Annotated in this window: 23 protein-coding genes and 1 pseudogene; 10 read left to right on the plus strand and 14 right to left on the minus strand. The window is 76.6% G+C overall.

Going from position 1 to position 26,601, the window contains the following annotated elements:
- Positions 1 to 20: 20 nt before the first annotated feature.
- Together infA and ACIRST_RS22215 are read right to left on the minus strand one after the other, a co-directional pair.
- The gene (gene infA / locus ACIRST_RS22210) at positions 21 to 245 is read right to left on the minus strand and encodes a translation initiation factor IF-1 (protein WP_350519557.1); all 225 of its coding nucleotides are present in this window, start codon (positions 243 to 245) and stop codon (positions 21 to 23) included.
- Positions 246 to 276: 31 nt separating this feature from the next.
- Complete coding sequence (locus ACIRST_RS22215; protein ID WP_402803774.1) at positions 277 to 1,107, minus strand: GNAT family N-acetyltransferase; 831 nt, start codon at positions 1,105 to 1,107, stop codon at positions 277 to 279.
- Between the two features lie 478 nt (positions 1,108 to 1,585).
- Here ACIRST_RS22215 and ACIRST_RS22220 point away from each other — a divergent pair, with 478 nt between their 5' ends.
- Entirely contained in the window at positions 1,586 to 1,891 is a 306-nt protein-coding gene (locus ACIRST_RS22220) for a hypothetical protein (RefSeq protein WP_402803776.1), read from the plus strand.
- Positions 1,892 to 1,936: 45 nt separating this feature from the next.
- On the opposite strand, the gene ACIRST_RS22225 is transcribed toward ACIRST_RS22220, so the two are convergent.
- The 5 genes and pseudogenes from ACIRST_RS22225 to ACIRST_RS22245 all read right to left on the minus strand — a co-directional run bounded on the left by ACIRST_RS22225 (position 1,937) and on the right by ACIRST_RS22245 (position 8,142).
- Positions 1,937 to 3,430, minus strand: a complete 1,494-nt coding sequence (locus ACIRST_RS22225) for an SDR family oxidoreductase (RefSeq protein ID WP_402803778.1) — start codon at positions 3,428 to 3,430, stop codon at positions 1,937 to 1,939.
- Positions 3,431 to 3,482: 52 nt separating this feature from the next.
- On the minus strand, positions 3,483 to 4,481 hold the full coding sequence (locus tag ACIRST_RS22230; RefSeq protein WP_402803779.1) for a MerR family transcriptional regulator: 999 nt from the start codon (positions 4,479 to 4,481) through the stop codon (positions 3,483 to 3,485).
- Between the two features lie 113 nt (positions 4,482 to 4,594).
- Positions 4,595 to 5,173, minus strand: a pseudogene (gene sigK, locus ACIRST_RS22235) (ECF RNA polymerase sigma factor SigK); the annotation flags it as partial.
- Between the two features lie 198 nt (positions 5,174 to 5,371).
- Positions 5,372 to 6,634, minus strand: coding sequence for an NAD(P)/FAD-dependent oxidoreductase (locus ACIRST_RS22240; protein WP_402803963.1), 1,263 nt, complete (start codon positions 6,632 to 6,634; stop codon positions 5,372 to 5,374).
- Positions 6,635 to 7,044: 410 nt separating this feature from the next.
- Complete coding sequence (locus ACIRST_RS22245) at positions 7,045 to 8,142, minus strand: chemotaxis protein (RefSeq protein WP_396552146.1); 1,098 nt, start codon at positions 8,140 to 8,142, stop codon at positions 7,045 to 7,047.
- A 308-nt stretch (positions 8,143 to 8,450) separates the two neighbouring features.
- On the opposite strand from ACIRST_RS22245, the gene ACIRST_RS22250 reads away from it, so the two are divergent.
- The 5 genes from ACIRST_RS22250 to ACIRST_RS22270 all read left to right on the plus strand — a co-directional run bounded on the left by ACIRST_RS22250 (position 8,451) and on the right by ACIRST_RS22270 (position 15,434).
- Positions 8,451 to 8,918, plus strand: a complete 468-nt coding sequence (locus ACIRST_RS22250) for a MarR family winged helix-turn-helix transcriptional regulator (RefSeq protein WP_396552145.1) — start codon at positions 8,451 to 8,453, stop codon at positions 8,916 to 8,918.
- Positions 8,919 to 9,159: 241 nt separating this feature from the next.
- Entirely contained in the window at positions 9,160 to 10,356 is a 1,197-nt protein-coding gene (locus tag ACIRST_RS22255; protein ID WP_350519549.1) for an MFS transporter, read from the plus strand.
- 85 nt (positions 10,357 to 10,441) lie between these two features.
- On the plus strand, positions 10,442 to 10,864 hold the full coding sequence (locus ACIRST_RS22260; protein ID WP_350519548.1) for a heme-binding protein: 423 nt from the start codon (positions 10,442 to 10,444) through the stop codon (positions 10,862 to 10,864).
- 161 nt (positions 10,865 to 11,025) lie between these two features.
- Positions 11,026 to 13,032, plus strand: a complete 2,007-nt coding sequence (locus ACIRST_RS22265; protein ID WP_402803781.1) for an NHL repeat-containing protein — start codon at positions 11,026 to 11,028, stop codon at positions 13,030 to 13,032.
- 170 nt (positions 13,033 to 13,202) lie between these two features.
- Entirely contained in the window at positions 13,203 to 15,434 is a 2,232-nt protein-coding gene (locus ACIRST_RS22270; RefSeq protein ID WP_350519546.1) for an MMPL family transporter, read from the plus strand.
- 74 nt (positions 15,435 to 15,508) lie between these two features.
- Here ACIRST_RS22270 and ACIRST_RS22275 read toward each other — a convergent pair whose 3' ends face one another.
- Complete coding sequence (locus tag ACIRST_RS22275) at positions 15,509 to 16,402, minus strand: class I SAM-dependent methyltransferase (protein WP_402803783.1); 894 nt, start codon at positions 16,400 to 16,402, stop codon at positions 15,509 to 15,511.
- 96 nt (positions 16,403 to 16,498) lie between these two features.
- On the opposite strand from ACIRST_RS22275, the gene ACIRST_RS22280 reads away from it, so the two are divergent.
- Positions 16,499 to 17,083 (plus strand): TetR/AcrR family transcriptional regulator, encoded by a 585-nt coding sequence (locus ACIRST_RS22280; RefSeq protein ID WP_402803785.1) that lies wholly within the window; start codon positions 16,499 to 16,501, stop codon positions 17,081 to 17,083.
- An 11-nt stretch (positions 17,084 to 17,094) separates the two neighbouring features.
- Here ACIRST_RS22280 and ACIRST_RS22285 read toward each other — a convergent pair whose 3' ends face one another.
- The gene (locus ACIRST_RS22285) at positions 17,095 to 18,450 is read right to left on the minus strand and encodes a M14 family zinc carboxypeptidase (protein ID WP_402803786.1); all 1,356 of its coding nucleotides are present in this window, start codon (positions 18,448 to 18,450) and stop codon (positions 17,095 to 17,097) included.
- 109 nt (positions 18,451 to 18,559) lie between these two features.
- On the opposite strand from ACIRST_RS22285, the gene ACIRST_RS22290 reads away from it, so the two are divergent.
- On the plus strand, positions 18,560 to 19,225 hold the full coding sequence (locus tag ACIRST_RS22290; RefSeq protein ID WP_350519542.1) for a hypothetical protein: 666 nt from the start codon (positions 18,560 to 18,562) through the stop codon (positions 19,223 to 19,225).
- A gap of 67 nt (positions 19,226 to 19,292) precedes the next feature.
- On the opposite strand, the gene ACIRST_RS22295 is transcribed toward ACIRST_RS22290, so the two are convergent.
- Together ACIRST_RS22295 and ACIRST_RS22300 are read right to left on the minus strand one after the other, a co-directional pair.
- Entirely contained in the window at positions 19,293 to 20,096 is an 804-nt protein-coding gene (locus ACIRST_RS22295) for a hypothetical protein (protein WP_350519541.1), read from the minus strand.
- Between the two features lie 92 nt (positions 20,097 to 20,188).
- A complete protein-coding gene (locus ACIRST_RS22300; RefSeq protein ID WP_402803788.1) occupies positions 20,189 to 22,420 on the minus strand; it encodes an MMPL family transporter in 2,232 nt (743 codons plus the stop codon).
- A gap of 132 nt (positions 22,421 to 22,552) precedes the next feature.
- Here ACIRST_RS22300 and ACIRST_RS22305 point away from each other — a divergent pair, with 132 nt between their 5' ends.
- A complete protein-coding gene (locus ACIRST_RS22305) occupies positions 22,553 to 23,260 on the plus strand; it encodes a TetR/AcrR family transcriptional regulator (protein ID WP_402803790.1) in 708 nt (235 codons plus the stop codon).
- A 103-nt stretch (positions 23,261 to 23,363) separates the two neighbouring features.
- A complete protein-coding gene (locus ACIRST_RS22310; RefSeq protein WP_350519538.1) occupies positions 23,364 to 24,146 on the plus strand; it encodes a hypothetical protein in 783 nt (260 codons plus the stop codon).
- A gap of 55 nt (positions 24,147 to 24,201) precedes the next feature.
- Here the strand turns inward: ACIRST_RS22310 and ACIRST_RS22315 are convergent, their stop codons facing one another.
- The 3 genes from ACIRST_RS22315 to ACIRST_RS22325 all read right to left on the minus strand — a co-directional run bounded on the left by ACIRST_RS22315 (position 24,202) and on the right by ACIRST_RS22325 (position 26,569).
- On the minus strand, positions 24,202 to 25,350 hold the full coding sequence (locus ACIRST_RS22315) for a mechanosensitive ion channel family protein (RefSeq protein ID WP_402803792.1): 1,149 nt from the start codon (positions 25,348 to 25,350) through the stop codon (positions 24,202 to 24,204).
- Between the two features lie 195 nt (positions 25,351 to 25,545).
- Positions 25,546 to 26,025: an ATP-binding protein gene (locus ACIRST_RS22320; RefSeq protein ID WP_350519536.1), complete on the minus strand. Its 480-nt coding sequence runs from the start codon at positions 26,023 to 26,025 to the stop codon at positions 25,546 to 25,548.
- Between the two features lie 148 nt (positions 26,026 to 26,173).
- The gene (locus tag ACIRST_RS22325; RefSeq protein WP_402803795.1) at positions 26,174 to 26,569 is read right to left on the minus strand and encodes an STAS domain-containing protein; all 396 of its coding nucleotides are present in this window, start codon (positions 26,567 to 26,569) and stop codon (positions 26,174 to 26,176) included.
- Between the last annotated feature and the right edge of the window lie 32 nt (positions 26,570 to 26,601).

Raw genomic sequence — 26,601 nt, forward strand, 5'->3', positions numbered from 1 at the left:
CCCGCGCGCCGGTGCGGCGGCTATGACCGGTAGCGGTAGCGGATCCGGCCGCGGGTGAGGTCGTAGGGGCTGAGCTCCACCAGGACCCGGTCGTGCGGGAGGATCTTGATGTGGTTCTTGCGGACCTTGCCGCTGATGTGGGCGAGCACGACGTGCCCGTTGGGGAGTTCCACCTTGAAGTTGGCATTGCGCAGGCACTCGATGACGGTGCCTTCGACTTCGATGCCGTTCGTTGTCTTGGTCATGTCTCTCACCTCTCCGTTCGATGGTGGGGCGTCAGTGGCGGACGAGTTCGAGGGTGGCACCCGCGCGGCGGGCGCCGATGCCCTCGACCAGGGCGGTGGCGGCCGTGTTGGACTCCGCCACGTCGGCCCAGGCCGTGGTGGTGCCGCCGCGGTGCATCGATTCCAGTGCATGGGCCAGCAGGGCCCGGGCGATGCCGAGGCGCTGGTGGTCGGCGCGCACGGCGAGCAGTCCGATCCGCGGGCGGCGCACCGGGGCCACCCGCAGCAGCCCGACGTAGTGGTCGCCCCGGCGGGCCACCGCGTAGCGGGTGGGGTCGAGCACGGTGGTGCCCGCCGGGCAGGGCAGCACCTGGGCCGGCATCGCCGGCCAGCCGATGCCGGCCTCGACCTCCGCGTGGATGACGCGGTCCAGGGCGCGCAGCGGGCCCTCCTCGGCCTCGCCGGCGGGCACGATCGTCACGCCCGCCGGGGGCCGTACCGGGCCGAGCCCGGTGGCCTGCGGGTCGGTGGGCAGGAGGTAGCCCCACTCGCGGCGTACGGTCGTGAAGCCGGCCCGCTGCCAGGCGGCCGTGGTGTCGTGGTCGGTCTCGTCGGTGACGGTGTGCAGCGGTTCCGGCAGGTCGGCGGCCATCGCGGCGACGAGGCGGTCGAAGACCGGGCCGTGCCAGGCGTCGGCGCTGACGAACAGCCGTCCGTCGGGGCGGCGCGAGGCGTCGCCGGAGCCGACCACGCGGTCGTCCTGGACGGCCTGCCACGCGGTGTCCGAGATCCGGGTGACCACGACCGCGGGGTCGTCGGTGCCCGGGGCGCCGTGCGGGGGCTGCGGGGACTGCTGGGAACAGGGGGAATGCAAAGCGTTCATGGTGTTGCCTCTCGGGAGTGCCTGGTCTGAGGCGCTCCCGGGCGACACTGCGTCAATCGCCCGCCGTGGCGGAAAGGAGGAGCACCCACACGGATACAGCCTTCATGGGTGTCACCTCCTTGCGTTCTCTACACGGCTGCGCAGACGGTAGCAGCCGGCGGCGCGCCCGGCCAACCGATTTACCGGCCGGGCCGGTTGACGGGTCGGTTGACGAGCCGGTTGACGGACCGGGCGGGCCGGGCGGGCCGGCCGCCCCGCCCGCGTCCCGCAGTCTGAGACGCCCCGTCCCGCCCCGGCGGCTTTCTGCCAGCATGCGGGGCATGCAGCAGCAGCTGATTACCAGCGGCCGCGTGCCGGCACCGCGCCGGGAGGAGTGACCCTCCCCGGCCCACCGCCCGCACGCAGACCTCTCGCGCTCCGCGAGGGGTCTTTCTGTTTTTCCGGCCCGCCAGTCCCACCCACAGACAGGACCGTCGCCATGGAACACACCCGGCTCACCGTCACCCTGCGCCCCACCACCGGGACGCTCGCCCGGCTCGCCTCCACCCTCAACAACCACCGGGTCCTGGACCTCGCCTTCAGCGCCGTGGCCCCGGCCTCGGCGCGGGCCGTCGTCCGCGTCCCGGGGCCCGAGGCCGTGCGCGTCCAGCAGAAGCTGCGCCGGATGGTCGACGTGCTCGACGTCGCCCTGGAACCGGCCTCCCCCGACGACGGCCCGGCCCCGCAGGCCCCCTCCCCCCGGCCCGCCGGGGTGCCGGCCGGAATGGCCGCCGCCGGCGGGTGAGCGGCGGGGCGGCCCGGCTCCCCCGTCCGGGCGGGGCGGCCCGGGTCAGGCGGGGCGGCGGGCGCGGTCGGTGATGTTGCGGGCCATCGCGCCGAAGACCAGGCCGTGGAAGGGCGCCATCGACCACCAGTAGGCGTGGCCGGCCAGGCCGTGCGGGTGGAACAGGGCGCGCTGGCGGTAGAGCGCGCCGCCGTCCCGGCCGGGGGCGACCCGCAGTTCGAGCCAGGCCAGGCCGGGCAGGCGCATCTCGGCGCGCAGGCGCAGCAGGCGGCCGGGCTCGATCTCCTCCACCCGCCAGAAGTCGAGGGCGTCGCCGACCCGCAGGTGGTGGCGGTCGCGGCGGCCGCGGCGCAGGCCGACGCCGCCGGCCAGGCGGTCGAGGGTGCCGCGCAGGGCCCAGGCCGCCGGCAGGGAGTACCAGCCGTTGTCGCCGCCGATGCCCTCGACCACCCGCCACACGGCGGCGGGGTCGGCGGCCACGCGTCGTTCGCGCAGGTCCTGGTAGAGGCTGCCGCCGGCCCAGTCGGGGTCGGTGGGCAGCGGGTCGCTGGGGGCGCCGGGCAGGGAGGCGGAGGACCAGCGGGTGGTGACCTGCGCGTCGCGGATGCGGCGCAGGGCGAGGTCGACGGCGCGGTCGAAGCCGGTGAGGCCGGCGGGCGGGTCGGGGATCCAGCGGGCGATGTCGTGCTCGTGGCAGACCACCTCGTGGCGCAGCGACTCCACCAGCGGGCGGGCGAGCGGGCCGGGCACGGGGGTGACCAGGCCGACCCAGTGGCTGGACAGCGCCGGGGTCAGGACGGGCACGGGCACGATCACCCGTCGGGGCAGGCCGGCCGCCCGGGCGTAGCGGTGCATCATCAGGCGGTACGTCAGCACGTCCGGTCCGCCGATGTCGAAGGGCCGGTCGACCTCGGGCGGCAGGGCCGCGGCGGCGACCAGGTAGGCCAGCACGTCGCGGACGGCGACGGGCTGGATGCGGGTGTCGACCCAGCGGGGGGTGACCATGACGGGCAGGCGTTCGGTGAGGTAGCGGAGCATCTCGAAGGAGGCGGAGCCGGAGCCGATGATCACCGCGGCCCGCAGTTCGGCGGTGGGGACGCCGGCGGAGCGCAGCAGGCGGCCGACCTCGGCGCGCGAGCGCAGGTGCGGGGAGAGCGCGGCCTCGGGGACGCCGGCGGGCAGCAGGCCGCTGAGGTAGACGATCCGGGTGACGCCGGCCGCGGCGGCGGCCCGGGCGAAGGCGCGGGCGGCGTGCCGGTCGGTGGCCTCGAAGTCGGTGCCGGTGCCGAGCGAGTGGACCAGGTAGTAGGCGACGTCGACGCCGTCGAGGGCGCCGGGGAGGGTCTCGGGCCGGGTGACGTCGCCGGCGGCGGCCTCCACCTCGGCGCGCCAGGGCTGGTCGCGCAGGCGCCCGGGGTCGCGGGCCAGGCAGCGCACCCGGTATCCGGCGGCCAGGAGTTCGGGCACCAGGCGTCCGCCGATGTAGCCGGTGGCTCCGGTGACCAGGCAGCGCCGCCCGGTCGGGGTGGGCTCGTCCACCGTCCGCTCCTCTCCTCGTTCCTCTTGTGCCTCCCCCCACGGTTTCGCGTCGTCAGCGCAGCAGTCGTTCCAGTTGGTCGAGGGCGCCGGCGAGGTCCCGGGGCCGCAGGGTGCCCGGGGGGCGGCGGGGGCCGGCCCAGCCGGGGCCGGCGGCCAGCACGACGGGCCCGGTGCGCGCGCCGTGGGGGCCCCAGGTGGTGCGGGCGACGCGGTGGGCCAGTGCCCGGTCGGCGGTGCGGGCGACCTGGGACCAGAGCAGGACGGCGGGCGGGCCGGTGCGGTGCACGGCCTCCATGAGTGCCTCGGGGGGCAGGGCGGCGCCGAACATGAGGAACGGCAGGCCGCGTTCGGCCAGTCCTGCGGCGAGCGCCTCCAGGGGCAGGGCGTGCAGTTCGGTGGGCATGCCGGCGAGCAGCGCGGCCGGGCCCGGCGGCTGCTCCTCCCGTTCGGCCGCCCGGCGCAGGGCCGCGGAGACGTGCCAGGACAGCAGGTGTTCCACGTCGACGCAGCGTTCGCCCTCGACGGCCCACTTGCGTCCGGCGGCCCGCAGGGCGGGGGTCATGACCTCGGTCCAGGCGGTGACCGTGCCGAGGTCGTCGATGCTGCGGCGCAGGATGCGGGCCATCTCGGGGGCGTCGAGGCGGACGGCGGCGCGGGCCAGGCCCCGGCACTCGGGGTGGACGGCGCCCACCGGCAGGGTGGTGCCGCCGGGGGCGGGCACGGTCGGGGACGGGCGGGGCGGCAGGCCCCGGGCCCGGGCGGGGGCGGTGCGGGCGGCCGGGGTGAGCGGTGCGGCCGGTGCGGTGCGGGCGGCCAGGGCGAGGCGGGCGGCTTCGGCGGGGGCGGTGCCGCGGGCGGTGAGGCGGCACATCTCCTCCAGCACGGCCACGTCCTGCGGCTCCCACCGGCGGTGGCGTCCGGGGGCGCGGCGGGCGGGGCCGATGCCGTAACGGCTCTCCCAGGAACGGATGGTGGTGGGCGAGACGCCGAGGCGGCGGGCGAGGGCCCCGGTGGTCAGTGCGGCGGCGGCCTCGGCGGCGGGGGCGGTCACGGCCGTGAGCCTACGGCGGGGCGCGGCGCGGCGCCGGGTGGACGCGCGTACCGGCGGGACGGGGCCTCGGGCGCGCCGGGCACCCCGGGGGCTTCGGGCGTCCCGGGGGCTTCGCCGAGGTGGCCGCGCAGGTGCCGCAGGGCGTCGCGGATGCGGGTCTTGACGGTGCCGAGCGGTACCCCGATCCGGGCGGCGGCCTGGGCCTGGGTGCAGCCGCCGAAGTAGACCAGGAGCAGGCACTCGCGCTGGACGTCGCTCAGCTCGGCCAGCGCGCGCCGCACGCGGTCGCGCTCCAGGCTGCCCTCGACGTGGTCGGCGACCACGTCGAAGTCGGGGGTGTAGGCGCGCACGGCGGCGGCGCGGTCGCGGGCGGCGGCGGCCCGGACGGAGCGGACGCGGTCGACGGCGCGCCGGTGGGCCAGGGTGAGCAGCCAGGGCAGCACCTCGCCGCGCTCGGGGCGGTAGCGCGGCGCCTCCCGCCACACCTGCCAGAACACCTCCTGGGCCACCTCCTCGGCCTGGGCGGGGTCGCGCAGCACCCGCAGCACCAGGGCGAGGACGGCCGCGGCGGTGGCGCCGTGGAGGTCCTCGAACGCCCGCTCGTCGCCGCGGGCGGTGCGGGCCATCAGCCCGCGCAGCCCGGCCCGCCGGTCGTCCGGTGGCCCGGCGCCGGGTGCCTCGGGGGTCGGCACCCCGGCGCCGGGTGTTTCGGGGGCGGGCGTCTCGGGGGCGGGCTCGCCGGGCGGCCGCTCGATCGTCGCCTGCACCTTCCGACCGTCCCGCAGCAGCGGCCCGGGCCGGTATTCGCATCGCTTTCGCAGCGTTTCCGCCACCGACGGCGGTGGCCCGGGGAGCGCCGGGGCACGCCCGCGCCCCGGGCCGGGCGGGAGTCAGGGGGCGGCCGCTCCGAGCAGGGCGCGGGCGGCGGCGAGGCCGGAGCGGCAGCCGTCCTCGTGGGAGCCCCAGCCGTGGTGGGCCCCGGCGAAGGCGGTGCGGCCGGTGGTGAGCCGGGGCAGCAGGCGCTGGGCGGCGACGCTCTCGGCGGTGTGGACGGGGTGCTCGTGGACGGTGCGGGAGATCACCAGGTGCTCGGGGACGGGGTCGTGGGGCGGCTCGTTGCGGGTGAGCAGGTAGTCCTCGCCCGCGTCCAGGCGCAGCAGCCGGTTGAGGTGGTGGCTGATCCGCGCGGCGCCGGCCGGGGCGGTGCAGTGCGGCATGCGGTAGTTCCAGGAGCCGCGGGCCCACCGGGCGTGGGGCAGCACGGAGGCGTCGTGGTGCAGGACGGTGGGGGTGCGGGTGTGGTGGAAGGCCGCGAGGACCTCGCGTTCGGCGCGGGTGGGGTCGGCGAGCAGGCGCAGGGCCTGGTCGGCGTGGGTGGCGACGACGACGGCGTCGGCCTCGGCGCGGCGGCCGTCGCCGGTGGTGAGGGTGACGCCGTCGAGGTGGCGGTGGACGGCCCGTACGGGGGTGTGGCGGTGGACGGCGGTGAGGCGTTCGGCGATCCGCCGCACGTAGGCGGCGGAGCCGCCGGTGACGGTGCGCCGGGGCGGCGGGCCGTCGTCCGAGAGCAGGCCGTGGTGGTCCAGGAAGGCGAACAGGTGGCGGGCGGGGTGGTCGCCGGACGGCTCGGGGGCGCCGGGCGGGGCCGCGGCGGTGAGGGGGATCAGGTAGTGGTGGAGGAAGTAGCCGGAGAAGCACTCGTCCAGGAGGAAGTCGCGCAGGGTCGGGTCCCCGGCGCCGGGGTCGGCGAGCAGGCGGCGGGCACGGCGCCGGAAGCGCGGGATGTCGGCGAGCAGGCGCAGGTAGCGGTGGCGCAGCGGGGGGTCGGGGAGGGCGAGGAGGGCGGCCGGGCCGTCGGCGCCGGCGTATTCGAGGCCGCAGCCCTCGCAGTGCACGGAGATGCTCGGGTCGGCGTCCCGGGTGGGGACGCCGAGGTCACGCAGCAGTCGGGCCAGGTGCGGGGAGGTGGGCGCGTCGTGGACCAGGAAGCCGGTGTCCAGGGCGAGTTCGCGGCCGTCGGGGGCGGTGACGCGCTGGGTGTGGGCGTGGCCGCCGAGGCGGGTGTCGGCTTCGAAGAGTTCGACCTCGGCGCCGGCGCGCCGTAGTTCCCAGGCCGCGGTGAGGCCGGCCACGCCCGCGCCGATGACGGCGATGCGGCGGCCTCCGGGGGTGCGCGGGGCGCGCGGGGCGCGCCGGGCGGCGGGTGGTGCGGTCGTGGGTGTGGTCAACGGGGTTCCCTCCCGGTCGGCCCGGTGCGGTGCGGCGTGCGGTGCGGTGCGTGCGGTGCGGGTCGTACGTGCGTGCGGCGTGTGCGGCAGATGCGGCGCGTACGGCCGGCTCGGCGGCGCCCGTGGGGGCCGCATCCGGTGTTCGGAGCGGGCGGGACCGCGGATTGGCGGCGGATCTGGCGGGCGCGGTGGGAGGGGTGACGGTGCGTCGGCCGTGCGGACGCGCCGCGGCCGCCCGTCGGAGGGGTTCCGGCGTGCGGCCGCGGTCGGGGCGGGTCGGGATCGGTCGGGTGGTCCGGGCGACGGGGACGGTTCGGGTGGTCCGGGTGGTGGGTTCAGTAGCGCAGGGCGGCGGCGATCCGGCCGCTGTCGGCGAGGGTGTCGTCGGGGACGAAGCTGACCGTGGCGCCGGTGTCGAGGGCGCGCTCGATGACCTCGTCGACGATGTCCTCGCGGGCGCCGGTCTGGTCGGCCTCGGCGGGGACGAGGTGGTCGCCGTCGTCGCGGACGGTGGTGCGGTAGTTCTCCTCCACGACCAGCCGTTCGACCCGGCCCTGGCCGGCGGCCTGCCAGACCTCGTCCAGGCCGGCGGCGAACCCCTTGCCGCCGCGGGCCTTGTCGAGCTGGGCCAGGGCGTCGGCGACCTCCTGCTCGGCCCGGGCGCGCACGGCGGGGTCGACGACCCGGCGCACGGTCTCGGCGTCGGCCTGGGCGAGGCCGCCGTGCGGGATCTGCGCGGTGGCCTGCTGGGCGATCGGGCCGACGGCGTCCAGCAGGGCGAGCGCGGCGGCCTCGCCGACCACGTACAGCGGGCGCGGGTCCGCGGCGAGCACCTTGCCGATCCCGGTGTCGGCCTGCCGCAGGAAGGTCTTGGTCTCCTCGTCGCGGAAGGTGCTGGGCGTGTCGCCGATCTGCTCCTGCCGCTCCGGGTCGGGGTTGTCGAAGACGCGCACCAGCGGGAAGCCGTCGCCGGTCTCCTCGGTGACCCGCTCCCGGGTGCCGCCCCACAGCGCCACCCGGTCGGCGGCGATCGCGACCACCCAGTGGGGGCGCTCGGCGGTGTGCGCGGCGACCAGGTTGCGGGTGAGGAAGGTGTCGGACAGGACCACCCGCGCGGGGGCACTGCGCCCGAGTGACCAGACCTGGTGCTCGCCGGGTGCGGCGAGGATCGCCAGGCCGTCCTCGGCGTGCACCAGGTCGACCTCGGCCATGGCCCGGTCGAGCTGCTCCAGCACGTCGATCCGCTCGGCGCGGGAGACCTCGGGGTCCGCCTGGACCTTCTCCTTCGCCTCGGCCAGCAGGTTGCGCAGCCGGACCGGGTCCTGCGTGTTGTCCGGTTCCCGGCGGTGGGTAGGCATCAGGATCGACACCGCCGGGTAGGGACGGGGCCGGCGCAGCTCGGCGAGGACGGCGGGGCTGAGGGCGGGGTGCATGGAGACCCTTTCCGAAGGCGGTTCGGCCTTCTGTGCGTGCTTCCGCGCGTGGCCGCGCGAAGCCTGGCGCTGCTCCTGAATGTCCATCAATGTACCGATCTGCGGCTTTCCCGGCGCGCGCACCGGCAGGTGCACCGGCGGGCGCACCGGCGGGCGGCGGCCGGCCCGGGGGCGCCGGGCGGAGCGGCCGGACGGAGCCGCCGACCGGACCCCATCTACTTGCACAAGCGCTATATCTGCTCTAGCCGATATTTTTCGCCATGGCTTATCCTGGTACCGCTACCCCCTCGGGAAGGAGGCCGGGCCCCATGACCGCCACGGACCCCGCGCTCACCGCCCTCGCCAGCGGCTGGGGCGCCCTGTCCCTCCTGCACGGCAGGATCGAGTCGCACATCGAGCGCGCCCTGCAGTCCGGGCACGACCTGAGCGTGCGGGAGTACTCGCTGCTCGACGTGCTCAGCCGTCAGCACGACGGCGAGGGCGGGCACCTGCAGATGAAGCAGGTCGCCGACGCCGTGGTGCTCAGCCAGAGCGCCACGACCCGCCTGGTCACCCGGCTGGAGGACCGCGGCCTGCTGGCGCGCTACCTGTGCCCGACCGACCGCCGCGGGATCTACACCAACGTGAGCGAGGACGGCCTGAAGCTCCTGGAGGAGGCCCGGCCGACCAATGACGCCGCCCTGCGGGAGGCGCTCGACGAGGCCGCCAGGAACCCCGAGCTGGCCTCGCTGGTCAGGGCGGTCGAGGCCGTGGACGCCGCCTCGCCCCGCCGCTGACCCCGGGCGGCCCGCCGGCCGCCCCCGCTCCCCCACCGGGCCCGACCCCTCCCGCCGCACGGCGGCACGGAGGTGTCGGGCCCGGTCGCGTTCCCCGCCCGACACCCCGCCCGCGCCCTACTGAACACCCCCGCCGACTCCATGGCGCATGCCCGTTACCTTCGCTTGCACTTATCGCGCGTCTGCAACTATTGTGAAAGCACGCTAGGCGCCCGTTCAAGCAATCTCAGAAGGGACGGCCATGCCTCTCGCTCTCCTCGCCCTCGCCATCGGCGCGTTCGGGATCGGGACCACCGAGTTCGTGATCATGGGCCTGCTGCCCCTGATCGCCGACGACTACGGTGTCTCCATCCCCGGCGCGGGCCTGCTGGTCACCGGCTACGCCCTCGGCGTCGTCATCGGCGCACCGCTGATGACGGTGCTCGGCACCAGGATCAACCGCAAGACGATGCTGATGCTGCTGATGGGCCTGTTCGTCGTCGGCAACCTGCTCTCCGCGGTCGCGCCGACCTTCCCGCTGATGCTGGCGGGGCGCATCGTCACCTCGCTGGCCCACGGCGCCTTCTTCGGCATCGGCTCCGTCGTCGCCGCCGACCTGGTCGCCCCCCAGAAGAAGGCCGGCGCCATCGCCACCATGTTCACCGGGCTGACCGTCGCCAACATCGTCGGCGTGCCGGCGGGCACCTTCGTCGGCCAGGCCGTCGGCTGGCGCGCCACCTTCGGCATCGTCGCCGTGCTCGGCGTGCTCGGCCTGCTCGGCATCGCCAGGCTGGTGCCCGCCATGCCCCGCCCCGAGGGCGCCCACCTGCGCCGCGAGCTGACCGCCTTCCGCAACCCGCAGGTGCTGCTCGCGATGGCGATGACCGTGCTCGGCTTCGGCGGCGTCTTCGCCGCGATCACCTACATCGCGCCGATGATGACCGGAGTCGCCGGCTACTCCGAGGGCGCGGTCACCTGGCTGCTGGTGCTGCTCGGCGTCGGCATGTTCCTCGGCAACCTGCTCGGCGGCAGGTTCGCCGACCGCAGGCTGATGCCGATGCTCTACACCAGCCTCGGCGGCCTGGCGGTCGTGCTGGCGCTGTTCACCCTCACCGCGCACAGCAAGGTCCTCGCCGCCGTCACCGTCCTGCTCGTCGGCGCCCTCGGCTTCGCCACCGTCCCCCCGCTGCAGAAGCGGGTCCTGGACCAGGCCCACGGCGCGCCCACCCTGGCCTCGGCCGTCAACATCGGGGCGTTCAACCTCGGCAACGCGCTGGCCGCCTGGCTCGGCGGGATCGTCATCTCCGCCGGCCTCGGCTACACCGCCCCGAACTGGGTCGGCGCCGCCCTCGCCGCCGCCGCGCTCGTCCTCGCCTTCTGGTCCGCCGCCCTGGAGCGCCGCGCCCCCGCGCCGCAGGGCCCCGCCACCGCCGCGGCCCCCGTTCCCGTCCACCACTGACCGCCCCTCCCCTCCCCTCCCCTCCCCCTCCCCCTCCCCTCCCCTCCCCTCTCCCCCTTCCGCTTCACCCGGAGAACGCACCGTCATGAGCACCACCACCGCCGTCGCCCCGCTGACCGTCACCGACGCCGAGACCCTCGTCGCCGCCGCCCGCGCCGCCGCCGACGCGGCCGGGGTCGCGGTCGGCATCACCGTCCTGGACGCGGGCGGGCACCTGCTCGCCTTCCGCCGCGACGACCGCGCCGTGCTGATCGCCGGCGAGACCAGCACCCGCAAGGCCTACACCGCCCTCCAGCTGGACGCCCCGACCGCCGACCTGGTCGACCTGGTCAAGCCCGACGGCCCGTTCCACTCGCTGTCCACCGCGCTGGACCGCCCCCTGCTGTTCATCGCCGGCGGCATCCCCGTGCGCCGCGACGGCCGCCTGATCGGCGCCATCGGCGTCGGCGGCGGCGCCCCCGAGCAGGACCACGTCTTCGCCGCCGCCGCCCTGACCCGGCTCGGCTGACGCCCCGGCGCCGGCGCCTCGCCCGTACCGGGCAATTTCCGCCGCGCCCCCGGCCGGTCGCACGCGGGCGGCCCCCGGATGTGGCAGGCAGGAGGACGACGGCGGCCCCCGCCCCCCGGTGGGGGGGGGCCGCCGCGCCCCTGCGACCGAACGGAGCCCCCATGCGCCGACGCCACGGCGTCCTGCTGACCGCCGCCCTCCTGGCCCAACTCGCCGCCGGCCCCTCCCACGCGGCGGCCCCCGCCCCCGCCGGGTGGGAGCCCGCCGACCAGTGCGGGGTGGTCCGCAGCGGCGACACCCCGCTCGGCGGCGCCGAGGTGACGCTCTACCAGGCCGGGGACGGCGAGGGCGCCGCGCCGCGGGTGCTGGCCCGCACCCGCAGCGCCCAGGACGGGCGCTTCACCCTCGACTACCGCCGCCCGCACGACCCGCGCGCCGTGCTCTACGTGCTCGCCGACCTCGGCCGCCCCCGGGACCGCACCGCGCCGCACGGGACGCCGCCGGACGGGCCCGTGACCCTCGCCGCCGTGCTCAGCGGGGCCGACGCCCCGCCCGAACTCGTCGTCAACGAGCGCACCACCGTCGCCGTGGCCTACGCCCTGGCCCGCTTCACCGGCCCGGCCGGCGTCTCCGGCCCCCACCCCGGCCTGCAGAACGCCGCCGCCGTCGCCCACAACCTGGCCGACACCGCCACCGGCGACATCGCCGCCCCGCTCGCCACCCCGCCCAACGGCGCCCTCACCTCCACCATGGCCGAGTTCAACACCCTGGCCGACCTGCTCGCCGCCTGCGTCACCGGCGGCGCCTGCGACCAGCTGTTCGACCTCGCCCGCCGCCCCGGCCACGACCGGCCGCACGACACCCTGCGCGCCGCCGTCGACATCGCCCACGACCCCGGCCACAACGCCGCCGACCTCTTCGCCCTCGCCGCCACCACCCCCACCTACCGGCCCGCCCTGCCCGCCGCCCCCGACGCCTGGACCGTCGCCCTGCGCTACGACGGCAACGGCCACGAACTCGACGGCCCCGGCAACCTCGCCTTCGACGCCGACGGCAACGCCTGGGTCACCAACAACTACGCGTACGACGCCGACCCCACCGTCCCGGTCTGCGGCGGCCGCACCGTGCTCAAGTTCACCCCCACCGGCCACGACGCCCCCGGCGCGCCCTACCGCAGCGGCGGCCTGTACGGCGCGGGCTTCGGCATCACCGTCGACGCCCGGGGCAGCGCCTGGATCGGCAACTTCGGCTTCCAGGGCCACGGCTGCACCGTCGACCCGACCGAACTCGAACGCAGCGTCTCGCAGTTCGCCCCCGACGGCACCGCGCTCTCCCCCCGCCGGGGCTGGCGCGCCGGCGGCATCGCCCAGCCCCAGGGCATGGCCGCCGACCGCGCCGGCACCGTCTGGGTCGCCAACTGCGGCGGCGACAGCGTGACCCGGATCCCCGACGGCGACGCCACCCGCGCCCGGGAGCTGCCCACCCCCGCCCTCAGCAAGCCCTTCGGCGCCGCCGTCGACCCCGCCGGACGGCTGTGGGTCAGCGGCAACGGCAACGACAGCGTCCAGGTCCTGGCCCCCGACGGCACCGTGGAGCGGACCGTCACCGGCGGCGGCCTGCGCCGCCCGCTCGCCGTCGCCACCGACAGCAAGGGCTACACCTGGGTCAGCAACAGCGGCATCCTGCCGGTGCCCTGCGCGGACACCACCGCCGACGACCTCGCCACCGCCGCCACCGGCGGCGACACCGGCCCGCGCCCCGGCGCCTCCGTCACCCTGATCGGGCCCGACGGCACCCCGGCCCCCGAACCCTTCACCAACGGCGGCCTGTTCCTGCCCTGGGGCGTCGCCGTCGACGGGGACGACACCGTCTGGGTCGCCAACTTCGGCGGCCACCGCGTCGCCCGGCTGTGCGGCACCGACCTCGCCGCCTGCCCGCCCGGCCACCGCACCGGCCAGCCGATCTCCCCGCCCGACACCGGCTACCCGAGCGACGGCCTGGAGCGCAACACCGGCCTGCAGATCGACCCCTCCGGCAACGTCTGGCTGGCCAACAACTGGCGCACCGTGCCCGTGCAGACCAACCCCGGCGGCCACGAACTCGTCGTCCTGATCGGCGCCGCCGCCCCCGTCCGCACCCCCCTGCTCGGCGGGCCCGCCCGGCCCTGACCGCACCGCCCCGACCACCCCCGCCCCGACCACCCCCGCCCCGGCCGTCCGCCCCACCGACGGCCGGGGCCGTCGGGGCGACTACCCGCCGGTACCGGTGACCCGGACGGCCCACCGGGAACACTGCGCCGATCCGGCGCACCAGCGCGCAGCCGACCCGGGAGCCGTCCATGCCGCCGTCCGCCCGCCAGGCCCCCCAGGCCGCCGCGAGCCCGACCAAGCGCGCGGCACTGCGCCGCCTGGGCGAGTGGTGCGCACGCCACTCACTGATCGTCATCGTGCTGTGGATCGTCGCCCTGGCCGGCATCCAGGCCGCCAACAAGACCATCGGCGGCTCCTACTCCGACGACTTCTCCCTGCCCGGCACCCAGGCCCAGCAGGGCCGCGACGTCCTCCAGGCGCACGAGCCGGCCGCCGCGGGCACCAGCTCCCAGGTGGTGCTGCACGACGCCGCGCCGCTGACCGGCTTCCAGCCGCAGATCTCCCAGGCCGTCTCCTCGCTCCAGCAGCTGCCGCACGTCATCTCGGCGCAGAGCCCGCTGCCGCCCCCGGGCCAGCCGGCGCCGCCGAACGGGCCGCTGTCCGCCGACGGGCAGACCGGCTACATCACCGTCCGCTTCGACACCACGCCCGCCCTGCTGGGCACCGACTACCTGGACGGGGTGGACGCGGCGGTGGCGCCGCTGCGCCAGGCCGGGGTGCAGGTGGAGTACGGCGGGCCGCTGGGCGAGCTGGCCCGGCCGGCGCCGGACGACCGCGCCAGTGAGGCGATCGGCTTCGCGGTGGCGATCGTGGTGCTGCTGGTGGGGTTCGGCAGCCTCATCGCGGCCGGGCTGCCGCTGGTCACGGCGCTGTTCGCGGCGGTGGTCGGCCTGGGGGTGCTGGGCCTGATCGCGGCGCTGTCCACCTTCGCGACGGTCGCGCCCACCCTGGCGACGATGATCGGCATCGGGGTGGGCATCGACTACGCGCTGTTCCTGCTGACCCGTCACCGGCAGAACCTGATGGACGGCGTGGACCCGGTGGCCTCCGCCGGGCAGGCGGTGGCCACCAGCGGACGCGCGGTGCTGGTCTCCGGCTGCACGGTGATCATCGCGCTGTCCGGGCTGTCGGTGTCGGGCATCTCCTTCATCGCCAAGCTCGGCGCCGCGGCGGCCGTCACCGTGGTGTCGGCGGTGCTCGGCGCGCTCACCCTGCTGCCGGCGCTGATGGGGCTGATCGGGCCCCGGATGGACCGCTTCTGCGTGCGCCGCCCGATCGCCGAGGCCGGCGGCGCCGAGGGCGCGGAGGGCGGGACCTGGCACCGCTACGCCCGGCGGGTGGAGGCGCACCCCTGGCGCTTCCTGACGGCCGGGGTGGTGGTGCTGGCGGTGCTGTCGATCCCGCTGTTCTCCATCCAGCTCGGCCACATCGACGACGGCGCCGACTCCACCGACTTCACCGACCGGCGCGCCTACGACCTGATGTCCGCCGCCTTCGGCCCCGGCTCGAACGGCCCGCTGACCGTGGTCGTCGACCAGAGCGCCGTGCCCGCCGAGGCCCGGCCGGCCGTGCTGTCCTCGGTGCAGCAGGCCCTCACCGGCGTGCCCGGCGCCGCCAGCAGCACCCCGCTGCAGACCAGCCCGGACGGCGCGGTGCTGTTCGACACCGTCATCCCGGCGACCGCGCCGCAGGACCGCGCCACCACCGACCTGGTCAACCGGCTGTCGGACACCGTGCTGCCCGACGCGGTGGCCGGCACCGGCGCGAAGACCTACGTCACCGGCAACACCGCGGCCCAGGTCGACTTCCTGGACATCGTCGCGAGCCGGCTGGCGCTGATCATCGTGGTCGTCGTCGCCCTGGCCTTCCTGGTCATCCTGGCGGTCTTCCGCGGCCCGCTGGTCGCCCTCAAGGCCGCGGTGCTCAACCTGCTGTCGATCGCGGCCTCGTACGGCGTGGTGGTGGCGGTCTTCCAGTGGGGCTGGGGCGGGCCGGCGCTCGGGGTGGCGGGGAAGGTCCCGATCGAGAGCTACGTGCCGATGATGATGTTCGCGATCGTCTTCGGGCTGAGCATGGACTACGAGATCTTCCTGCTCTCCCGGGTGCACGAGGCCTGGCTGCGCACCGGGCGCGCCCAGGACTCCGTCGCCCACGCCCTGGAGATCACCGCCCGGGTGATCACCTGCGCGGCGCTGATCATGGTCAGCGTCTTCGCCGCGTTCATCGTCAGCGACAACATCGTGATCAAGATGATGGGGCTGGGCCTGTCGGTGAGCGTGCTGGTGGACGCGACGATCGTGCGGCTGCTGCTCGTCCCGGCGGTGATGACCCTGCTGGGCGCGGCGGCCTGGTGGACGCCGCGCTGGCTGGACCGGATCCTGCCGCACATCGACACCGAGGGCGAGGGCGAGCAGGCCTGACAGGGCCCGTCTTCGAACCCCCGGCGTCGCCCCGCAGGCGAGGGCTTGAGGACGGGCCCTACGGGCCGGGGGCCTCAGGGGCGGGTGGCGGTGACGAGCCAGGCGGCGGTGCGCAGCCGCAGGCCGTCGGGCCGTTCGTGGGGGGCGAGGGCGGTGGCGAGGGCGGCGCGGATGCGGTCGGTGCCGCTGCGGGCGCCCGTTCCGGTGGCGGCCGGGTCGGCCCGGTCGAGCTGTTCGGCCAGGTCACGGGCAGGGCCGGAGCCGAGGAGGTGGTCGGCGGCGTCGGCGGCGTCGCGGCCGAAGTGTCCGTGGGCTTCGACGGGTTCGGTGCGGACGTCGGTGAGGGCGGCGGCGGTGAGGACGCGGTGGATCACGGCGGGGTCGGCGAGGGAGAACATGCCGGGGCCGCTGTGCGGGGCGGCGGTCCGCGGCGGGAGCGGGAGTGCGGCGCGGACCTCGTCGAGGACCCGGACCCATTGGGTGCGGGCGGGGTCGGCGACGCAGACGAAGGCGAGGCGGCCGCCGGGGCGCAGGGCGCGGGCGATGTTGGCGAAGGCGGCGGCGGGGTTGTCGAAGAACATGATCCCGAAGCGGCTGATCGCGACGTCGAAGGCGGCGGCGGGCAGCGGGTGGACCTGGGCGTCGCCCTGTTCGAAGGCGATCCGGCCGGCGGGGCGTCGCGGGTCCCGGTCGGCGGCCAGGGCGCGGGCCCGGGCCAGCATCGGGGCCGAGAGGTCGAGGCCGAGGACCGAGCCGTGGGCGGCGGCCTCGGCGGCGAGGCGGGTGGTCTGGCCGGCGCCGCAGCCGATGTCGAGGACGCGGTCGGCGGGGGCGATCGCGGCGGCGGCGAGCAGGGGCCGGTCGAAGCCTTCGTTGACCGCGTTCCAGCGGTCGTGGTGCTCGCTCCAGTAGCGGCCTTCGTCGCCGTTCCAGGCTTGGGACTGTGCGGTGTTGACGGGTGTGCGCATGGGTTCGCTCCTGTCGGACCACTAGTATGGGCGAGTGCCCATAGCAAGGTATGGGCACTCGCCCATACTGTGCAAGCCCCCTTCCGGAGGACCTGGATGTCACCACGCGGCGTAGCGATCCCCGACGTGCGGGAGCGGCTGTTCTCGGCGGCCGAGCGGGTGCTCGCCCGGGAGGGGCCGGCCGGGCTGACCAACCGGGCCGTCACCGAGGAGGCGGGCTGCGCGAAGGGCCTGCTGTACAACCACTTCGCCGACCTGGACGACTTCGTGGCCCAGCTCGTCCTGGACCGCTTCGAGCGGGTCGCCGCCGAGGTCGCCCCGCTGCCCGGGCGGGCGGGCAGCGGGGACGTGCGGGAGAACGCGGTCGGCGCGGCGCTCGTCCTGCTCGGCGCCGCCGGGCCGGCGGTCGCGGCGGTGGCGCTGTCCCGGCAGGGCGTCACGCAGCGGGTGCGGACGGCCTGGGAGGCCGGCGCGCCCGGGCCGGACGCGATCGAGGGCGCGCTCGCCCGCTACCTGGAGGCCGAGCAGCGCCTGGGGCGGGTTGCGGCCGGCGCGGACTGCGCGATGCTCGCGCTCGCCCTCACCGGCACGGTCCACCACCTGCTGATGCACGGGGACCGGCCGGCGGACGGCCCGGCGCTGGTCCGCCGTCTGGTCGCCGCGCTGGTGCCCGTGCCCTGAGCCCGCGGCGGTCAGGCCGGGTGGCGCAGCTCCACGGCGGCCTGGACGATGTTGGCCTGGTGCTCGGCCTGGCGGGCCACCGGCAGCCAGGCCGGGCGGAAGCGCCGCTGGTAGCGGGCGCACCAGTCCTGCAGGAGGGCGTCGAGGCGGGCGGTGTCGCAGGCGGCGCGGGCTCCGGCGGGCTCGACGGCGCGGCGCAGCAGGGCGGCGGCGCGCACCGGGATGCGGTGCGCCCACAGGTCGATGCCGGCGAGTTTCGCGCGGGTCATGAGCCCCGGGCGCAGCAGGCGCCGGCCCAGGGCCCGGGGGTCCCATTCGTCGGCCAGCTGCCGGGAGGCGGCCAGCGGGGTGCGGGCGGCCCGGAGCAGGGCGGTGTCCTGGTCGGGCAGGTGGGGCAGGGCGGCGGTGAGCAGGTCGGCGAGCAGGGCGGTGCGGGTGCGCAGCCGGTCGGCGCTGGCGGTCAGGCGCTCGGGGGCGTCGTCGGCCGGGCGGGTGTCGCCGAGGCGGTCGCTGGTCCAGGCGGGCACCTCGACGATGACGGTCTGGCCGCCGTGGCGCTGCGGGGCGAACCAGGTGGAGGCCCGGACGCCGCCGGTGTCGTCGGGGCGGCGGGCGGGGTGGGGGGTGAGCATGCCGGTGCTGCTCTCCTGGCGGTCGATGTGGTGGGGCTCCATCAGGTAGACGCCGGGGCCGGACTCGCGCAGCCAGAAGGTGTCGTAGGTGCCGGTCTCGACCGGGATGCCGAGGGCGGCGGCGGAGGTGGCGAACGGGGCGGCGAGGACGGCCGGGTCGCAGGTGGCCTGGAGGAAGGTGCCGCCGACGTCCATGCTGTGCAGGGTGAACTGGAGGGTGGGGCGCAGTTCGTCGATCAGGTCGAGCAGGGTGCGGCTCTCCGGGAGGCGTGCGCCGATCGCCGGGGCCCATTCGGGCTGTTCCTCGGCGGCGGGGCGGTAGTAGCCGGCGAAGTACTCGGGCAGGGTGCGGGCGGTGAGGGCGCCGCGGGCGAGGTGGGCGCCGTCGGGGTCGAGGCAGAGCAGGAAGTTCCAGGTCGCGGCGGTGCGCAGGGCGGGGCGGGCGAGGACCCGGTGGGCGAGTTCGACGATGCTCGCGCGGCCGGCGAACTCGTCGGCGTGGGCGCCGGCGACGACCAGGACGTTGCGCTCGGGGCGGCCGGGGCGCTCGGCGCGGCCGACGGACAGCAGGGTGAGCGGGCGGCCGGCGCGGGAGGCGCCGACGGTGCGCAGCCGGCACAGGTCGGGCCGGCGGTCGGTCAACTGTCGGGCGGTGTCGGTGAGTTCGGCGAGTGTGGGGCAGCGGTCGTGGATCAGTACGGCCCTGCCCGCGCCGGTCGTCGTGTCGGTGAGCATGCGGTTCCCCCTGTGGTCGTCTCCCCCGGGCTCGGAGAGTACGACGGACGGGGGCGGAGCGGGAGTTTGTGGCACCCCCCTTGATCTGACATATCATCCGATGATCTTGATGACTGGGAACGGGGAGTTCGGCATGGCCGCGCACATCGGCGCCACCGCACGGGGGTTGGGCATCGGCATCGCATCGGTCGTGCTGGGGGGTGCGCTGACCGCCTGCGGTTCCGGTGCGCTCTCGGACCAGCTGGCCCCCGGTGCGCAGAAGTGGGCGGACTTCAAGACCGTGCTCGCCGACAAGGACACGGTCAAGCGCGCCCTGCCGGACTCCGCGGCGCTGCCCGGCTGGAAGGGCCACCGGCCCGACGTCTCCACCGCGGACGGCACCGACGAGGAGTGCCGGGGCTGCGAGATCGACGGCACCGTGGAGTTCGAGTCCGGCAGCGCCAAGGCCGCCTTCAAGGTCATCACCTTCGGCTCGGCCACCGAGGCGAGCGCGTACCTGGCGACCACCGCGGGCGAGTTCGAGAAGAAGGCCGACAAGGGCGCCACCAAGCTCTCGGTGCCGGCCGTCGGCAACGAGAGCGTCGCCTACACCGCCGCGTCCGGCGGCAGGCCGCGGAACGTCGTCCTGATGCGGGTGGGCACCACCTTCTCGGGCGTCATGGTGCAGGACTCGACGGACACGGCCCGGCTCCAGGCGCTGGCGACGATGCTCGCCCGGCGGGTCGAGCAGGCCGCCGCGGGGCAGCCCGTCGACGCCGCGCTCGACACCCGCTGAGCCGGCGGGCGGGGGCCGCCGTACGGCGGCCCCCGGCGCAGCCGCTGCCGGGCCGTCAGCGGCTGCGTCAGCGGCGACGGGCGGCGTAGGCGGCCGCGCCTCCGGCCGCGAGCAGGAGCGCGGCGGCCACCGCGGCGGCGGTCAGCAGGCCGTCGTCCGGACCGGTGGCGGCCAGCGTCGGAGCGGCCGTCGGGGTCGGGGTCCGGGACGGCGTGGCCGGCCCGGTCGGGGACGGTACGGGGGCGGGGGCCGCAGTCGTCGGGGCGGCAGTCGTCGGGGCGGCAGTGGTGGGGGCGGGGGCCGTCGGGGTCGCCGGGCCGGCGGTGGGCTCGGGCGTGCAGGCCGTGCCGCCGTTCCAGGTGGCGACGGCCAGGCCGGAGAACGGCTCGTCCGGGTAGTGCGGCAGCGGGTGGTCGCTGTCGCTGCCGTCGTACTTCTCGCCGACCGTGTAGAGGGCCAACTCGCCGTAGCAGTGCGGCAGGTGGCCGGTGACGTCGAGGGTGTCGCGGTAGTGCTCGCGGGTGAGCGTGACGGTCGCCCAGCCGAGGAAGGCCTGCCGGCCGGAGGTGGCCCAGGTCGGCCCCTGGGTCTCGTAGGAGCCCAGGGAGACGTGGTAGTCGCAGCCGGCGGCCGGCACGCCGGCCAACCGGACCTGGACGACGGCGGACTCGGCGGGCATGGTCGCGCCGGCCGTCCAGTGGGCGCCGCCGTCGACGGAGTACTGGACCGGCGCCCGCCCGCAGTCGGGGGCGGCGTGGGCGGCGGGCGCCGCGACGACGACGGCTCCGGCGCCCAGGGCGAGGGCGGTCAGCGAGAGGGCGGTCAGCGGGAGGGCGGTGCGCGCGGACGGGCGGCGCGGGTGCGGGTGCATCGGGAACTGCTCCTGGCGGGTGGATCGGGTACGGGTACGGGTACGGGTACGGGTTCGGACGCGGGTCCGGGTACGGGAAGGCCGCGGGGCGCTCACCGGGCGTCGGCCGCAGCCGGCGGGGCGGTCGGCGGGGCCTCCGACGCGGCGGCGGCCTCCGGCGCAGCGGCGGGGTGCTCCCGGTGGCCGTCGCCCTCGATGTCGATGTGCGGCAGCAGGCGGTCGAGGAACCGGGGCAGCCACCAGTTCCCGTCGCCGAGCAGGACCATGGTGGAAGGGACCAGCAGGCCGCGCACCACGGTGGCGTCCAGGGCGACGGCGGTCGCCAGGCCGATGCCGAACATCTTGACGACCGGGTCGTCGGAGAGCAGGTAGCTGAGGAAGACCGCAACCATGATCAGGGCGGCCGAGCTGATGATCCGTCCGGTGGCGGTGAGGCCGGCCACCACGGCGCGGCGGTTGTTCCGCTCCCGCAGGTAGCCCTCCCGCACGGCGCTGAGCAGGAAGACCTCGTAGTCCATCGACAGGCCGAACAGCACGGCGAACATCAGCAGGGGCACGTAGCCGGGGATCGGCACGGCGCCATCCAGGCCGATCAGCCGGGCGCCGTGGCCGTGCTGGAAGACCGCGGTGAGCACGCCGTAGGCGGCGGCGACGGAGACCAGGTTCATCACCGCGGCCTTCACCGCGACGACCGGCGCGCGGAAGGCCAGCAGCAGGAGCAGGCCCGCGACGGTCAGGACGAAGCCGACGACCAGCGGCATGCGCTGCGCGATCCGCGCGTTGAGGTCCGCCTGGGCGGCGGGCGCGCCGCCGACGTGCGCCACCTGGCCGCTGCCGGCGGTGGCGGCGGGCAGCACGTCCGCGCGCAGCCGGCGCACGAGCGCGGCGGTGGCGGGGTCGGAGGGGGCGGTGGTCGGGGTGACCTGCCAGCGGACGGTGCGGCCGTCGGCGGCGAGCGCGGGCGGGCTGACGGCGGCGACGCCCTCGGCCGTGCGCAGCGCGGCGGTCACGGCCGCGGCGCGCGGGTCGGCGGCTCCCCCGGCGGCCGGGGCGGGCAGCACGTCGACGACCTGGAGCGTGCCGTTGGCGCCCGGGCCGAAGGCCGCGGCCATCCGGTCGTAGGCGGTGCGGCTCATGCTCCCCGCGGCCTTGCTGCCCGCGTCGAGCTGGCCGAGGTGGAGGCCGGCGGCCGGGGCGGCGAGGGTGCCGAGCAGGGCCAGGCCGGCCAGTAGCAGGGGCCAGGGCCTGGCCGCGACCAGGGCGGCGATCCTCCCCCAGCCGCGCGGGCGCCCGGCGGAGGCGGGGGCGGCGGGCCGGGGGGTCAGGCGGGCGCCGAGCAGGACGAGGGTCGCGGGCAGGAGGGTGAGGTTCACGCCCAGCGCCGTCAGCACGGCGATCGCGGGGGCGAGCGCCAGGGCGTACAGCAGCGGCAGGCCGCCCAGGGCCAGTCCGGCGAGCGCGGCGACGACGGCGCTGCCGGCGAAGGCGACGGACTTGCCGGAGCCGGCGGTGGTGCGCACGGCGGCGTCCTCGACGCCGACCCCGGCGGCGCGCAGTTCCCGGAAGCGGGTGAGGCCGAAGAGGGTGTAGTCGATGCCGACGCCCAGGCCGATCATGGCGGCGATGGTCTCGCCGGCCTCGGGCACGTCCATCAGGTGGCCGGCCAGGCCGAGGACGGGCAGGGCGATGGCGAGGCCGACCACGCCGGCGAGCAGCGGCAGGGCGGCGGCGACGAGGCTGCCGAGGGTGAGGGCGAGGATCACCAGGGCGGTGCCGAGGCCGATGGCCTCGCTGCGCCCGGTGCTGCCCTTGTCGACGGCGGCGGCCAGGTAGCCGCCCGGGGTGACCTCGATGCCGGCGGCGGTGGCCGGGGCGGCCGCGGCGAGCACGGCGTCGGTCGTCGCGGGCGTCACGTCCCGTCCGGAGACGTCGAGTTCGATCGAGAGGTAGGCGGTGTGGCCGTCGGCGCTGACGGCGCCGGCGCCGGCCGGGTCGTAGGGCGTGGTGACGGCGACGACGTGCGGCACGGACGCGATGGCCGCGGCCGCGCTGCGGACGGCGGCGGTGGCGGCGGGGGCGGTGAGCGGGTCGGCGCCGTCGGGGGTGTGCAGCAGGACGGGCTGCTTGCCGGAGGCCGGGGCGGGGAACGCGCGGTCGGTGATGTCCTTCGCGGCCTGGCTGTCGCTGCCGGGGATGGAGACGGCCTCGCTGGTGACGCGCCCGAAGGTGGCGAGGGCGGTGAGGGCGGCGGCGGCGAGCAGCAGCCAGGCCGCGAGGACGCGCTTGGGCCTGCGGGCGCACCAGCGCCCCACAGTGGTGAACATCGGCGGCGGACGGCCCTTCTCGTGCGGCGGGCGGCACGTGAGGGGCCCCCGCCAAACTTATTGCACTCGGCGTGCAACGCGTACACTTGCACTCGCGGTGCAAGAATGTCAACGAGAGGTCGAGGGGCCCACGTGAAACGGACCGAGGCCGCCGCGCCCGTCCCCGACGGGCGCACGGAACGCGGACGGCAGACCCGCGAGAAGATCGCCGACGCGGTGCTGTCGCTGCTCGACGAGAACCAGGCGCACTTCCCCGCCGACAAGGTGGCCGAGCGGGCGGGCGTCTCGCGCCGGCTGGTCTTCCACCACTTCGCGGACATGGCCGAGCTGGCCGAAGTGGCCGTCAACCGGCGCCTGGAACAACTCGCGGCCCAGATCAGGCCGTTGCCCACCGAAGGGCCGCGCGAGGTGCGGGTGGCGGCGCTCACCGAACAGCGCGCGCGCATCCTGGAGGGCGTCACCCCGGCCAGGCTCGCCATCATGCGCCTGGAGAACCCCTCCCCGAGGGTCCAGGAGGCCGTCCGGCAGATGCTGGACTTCGCGCGCCTGCGGCTCACCCAGGTCTTCGCCGCGGAACTCGACCCGCTGCCCGAACCCGCCCGCACGGACCTGCTCAACGGCCTGGACGCGGCGACCACATGGAGCACCTGGCACCACTGGCGCGGCTGCGGCCTGGACGTCGGACAGGCACGGCACACCATGGCCGCGACCGTGCACACCCTCCTCGCCGGCGCCGACGCCGGGGCAGGGGCCGACACCGGGGAAGGGGCAGCGGCAGGGGCCGGCCCGGACGAGAGCCCGGACGGGAGCACGGACGAGAGCGCGGGCGCGGCCGGATGACCGCGGCCCCGCCGGCCGCGGGCGGCGACCGGCGGGGCCGGGCGGGCGATTCGTCCCACTGCGTCCCGGTTCGCCCCTTGCGGGAGCGGGCACAAGAAGACACATGGGCACACGACGAGGCAGCGGACCGGACCGCGCGGTCGGCGCGGCCGAGGCACGGCGGCTGACCGAGGAGCTGCGGGCGGCGGTGGCGGATGCGCGCACCGCCGCCCTGGTGCTGACCGGCCGGGTGCACGCCGCGTACGGCGGCCGGGTCTGGACGGCGCTCGGCTTCCCCTCCTGGGGCGCCTACGCGATGGCCGAACTCGGCCTGTCCCGGCCGACGGCCTACCGGCTGCTGGACCTCGCGGCGGTGGCCGAGGCGATCGAGGCGACCGTGGAACGCGAGGCCGGGCCCTCGCTCGCACACACCTGGGACTCCTGGCCGGTGCTGTCCGTCCAGGCGGTCGTCGACCTGCGCGGCCGGCTGGCCGAGCTCTCCGACCTGATCGCCGAGCGGCTGGCCCGGGTGCGCGCCGAGGCCGGCGACGCACCGGCGGAGCCCGCCCTGGTCGGCGCCGCCGTCGCCGACGCCGTCACCGAACTGCGCGACCGCCCGGACGTCCCGCCCGTCGACCTCCAGGCCGTCCAGAGCCCCGACGGCCACGACGTCGAGGCCTGGCGCACCGTCGTCGCCCGCGGCCTGGGCGCGCAGCAGCGGCTGCTGGGCGGCTTCCGGGAACTGGGCCTGCTCGCCCTGCGGGTCGCGCCGGGCTACGTCCCGGACCGCGACGCCGAGGGCGTGCTGCACCTGCTCGGCAAGGAGATCGGCAGCACCTGCGAGGAGCTGCTGGCCTGCCGCCGCTACGCGCTGACCGGCGACGCCCGCGCGGTCCAGGGCCGCTGAGGGCGGCGCACCGAGGGAACCGAGCCGTCGAGGGAACCGCCGGGGGCGCCGGCGGTCACGGCCCGGACGGCGGGCCCTGCGGCGGGCGGGGCGGGCCCTGCGGAGGGCGGGGCCGGTCCTGGGGCGGGCGGGGCGCCTCGTCGGCGGCCCGGGGGTCCGGGACCTGCGGGTACCGGCCCGGTGCCTGCGCCACGGGCAGGCGCGGCAGGGCGTACGGGTGGTGGTCGCGCAGGAAGCCGACCAGGTGCTCGCGCAGCTCGCAGCGCAGCTCGAAGGCGTCGGCGCCGTTCGCCGCCGTGGCGAGCACCCTGACCACGATGGTGGTGGGGGTGGTGTCGACCACCTGCAGGGCGCTGCCCTCGCCGTCCCACAGCTCGTTCTTCGCCAGGAACGCGTCGAACTCCTCCCGCAGCAGGGCGACCGGGGCGTGGTGGTCGAGGTGGAGCAGCGCGGTGCCGGTGATCCGGCTGGAGCGGCGGGACCAGTTCTCGAAGGGGCGGCCCACGAAGTACGACATCGGCATCACCAGCCGCCGCTGGTCCCAGGTCTCGATCACCACCGCCGTCAGGGTGATCTCCTCCACCGTGCCCCACTCGCCCGCCACCACGACCACGTCCCCGATCCGGGCCAGGTCGCCGAAGGCCATCTGCACCCCGGCGAAGACGTTGGCCAGCGTGCTCTGGGCCGCCACACCGGCCACCACGCCGACCAGGCCGGCCGAGGCGAGCAGGCTCGTGCCGATGCCGCGCACCGCCGGGAAGGTCATCAGGACCGCGCCCAGCGTCACCAGCGCCACGATCGCCTGGCCGATCCGGCCGAGCAGGTCGGCCTGGGTGCGGGCGCGGCCGGCCCACACCGGGTCGCGCCGGTGCACCGCGAGCCGGAGGGCGCCGTCCGCGAGCAGCGCCACCACCCGGGCGCACAGCCAGCCGCCTGCGGCGATGGCCAGGATCACCGCCAGGTGGCGCAGCCCTTCGCGGGCGGCGGGCGGCGCGGCGACCCACGGGAGGGCGCCGAGCAGGAGCAGGCACGCCGTCAGCGCCAGGATCGGCATCCGGCACCGGCGCACCAGCCGCGGCACTCCGGTGGTGCTCCCGCGGGCGGCCAGCCGCCGCACCGCGAACTGCGCGATCCGGTCCAGGCCGTACGCGACGAGGAGCGCCGCGGCGCCCGCGAGGACCAGGCGTACCAGACTCCACCACATCGTCCGTTCTTCCCTTCCGCCGTGGGGTCGCCCGCTCGCTTTTCCCGACGGCGCGCGGCCATTCCTGTCCGGTCGGCCCGGTCCGGTCGGCGCGCGCGTACGGCCGTCGGCGCCACCGCGTACGGCGACGGGCCCGGCGGGGAACCCCCCCTCGCCGGGCCCGTCGCCGTACGGGTGGTGGTGGCGGGCCCCCGGTCAGGCGCCGGTCAGGCGGGCGGCGTCGAACTCGGCCCAGATCGCCTTGCCCTGACTGTGCGGTTCGGCGCCCCAGCGGTCGGCGATGCGCTGCACGATGACCAGGCCGTGGCCGCCGGGCAGGGCCGGCTGGTGCGGCAGGCGCGGGGCGGGCATGGCCGGGCTGCGGTCGCTGACCTCGACCCGCAGCCGGTCCGCGGCGGCGTCCAGGACCAGTTCCAGCGGGCCGTCGCCGTGCAGCATGGCGTTGGCCACGAGTTCGGCCACCAGCAGGACGACGTCCGCGGCGACGCCGTCGCGGGCGTCCGGCTCGGCGGCGGGGCCGTACCAGTCGCCGAGGGCGTCCAGGGTGAACGTCCTGGCGTGGGCGACCGGTTTGGGGAGCCCGGCCAGGGTCAGCCGCCGGCGCTGGCCGCCGGGGGGCAGCGCGGGCCCGGTCCGGTGGGGATCACCGTCCAGGGTTCCCCGGCTCATCGTCATGTGAGGGCACCCCTTCGGATCGACGGCGGTTGTCGCTTGGTCGGTTTCCCGGCGCTTTCGGGATTATGCACCGGCCCGGGCCCGGGTCGGGTCCGAACGGCGCGGCCCGCGCGGGACCGGCCGCAGGGGGGACCGGGGCCTGCCGGGCTCAGGCCGCCAGGGCCGCTTCGACCGACGGGTGCAGGGAGAACACCGCCTGGGCGCCGGTCAGTTCGAGCACCCGCATGACGGTGGGGGACACCGCGGCCAGGTGCAGGGCCACCCCCTCCTCCGCCGCCGCGAGGCGGGTCTTGAGCAGCAGGTTCAGGCCGGAGGAGTCGCAGAAGCCCACCTGCGCGAGGTCGATCACCAGCGCCCGGGGGCGTTGTGCGACCAGGGTGGTGAGCGCGTCGGCGGCCGGCGCGAGCGTCTCGATGTCGAGGTCGCCCTCCAGTGCGCACACCAGCGCGCCGCCGGCGCCGGGGCGGGTCCGCACCGCGGGCTCCGTCCGGGGCTCGGCGGCCGCCAGGACGGTGTCCCGCCGGTCGTCGTCGGATGGCATCATCGTCGTCCCCTCCATGTCCGTGCCCTCCGACC

Source organism: Kitasatospora sp. NPDC101447 (genome assembly GCF_044767225.1).
Lineage (GTDB): Bacteria > Actinomycetota > Actinomycetes > Streptomycetales > Streptomycetaceae > Kitasatospora.